At 55.0% G+C, this 458-nt stretch carries 1 protein-coding gene; it reads right to left on the minus strand.

The window, feature by feature from the left end; translation table 11 throughout:
* A partial coding sequence (locus tag GM655_RS22590; RefSeq protein ID WP_267874324.1) for an EF-Tu C-terminal domain-related protein occupies positions 1–458 on the minus strand: 458 nt, incomplete at both ends.

A 458-nucleotide genomic window follows, 5' to 3' on the forward strand; every position in this document is an offset into this window, starting at 1 on the left:
GCGAAGCGCAGACCTTCTTCCATAGCGATCGGGTTGATCAGCTTAACGGTGATCGACACGTTGTCGCCTGGCATAACCATTTCTTTATCGGCTGGCAGCTCGATCGAACCGGTTACGTCGGTGGTACGGAAGTAGAACTGTGGACGATAGTTGTTGAAGAACGGGGTGTGACGGCCGCCTTCATCTTTCGACAGAACGTAGATCTCGCCGGTGAAGTGGTTGTGTGGCTTGATCGAGCCTGGTTTTGCCAGAACTTGACCACGTTCCACGTCTTCACGCTTGGTGCCGCGCAGCAGCAGACCAACGTTGTCGCCTGCTTGACCTTGGTCCAGCAGTTTGCGGAACATTTCCACGCCGGTGCAGGTGGTTTTCACGGTGTCTTTGATACCGACGATTTCGATCTCTTCGCCGACTTTGATGATACCGCGCTCAACACGACCGGTTACCACGGTACCGCG

The sequence above is a fragment of the Pseudoduganella danionis genome, assembly GCF_009720775.1.
Lineage (GTDB): Bacteria > Pseudomonadota > Gammaproteobacteria > Burkholderiales > Burkholderiaceae_D > Rugamonas > Rugamonas danionis.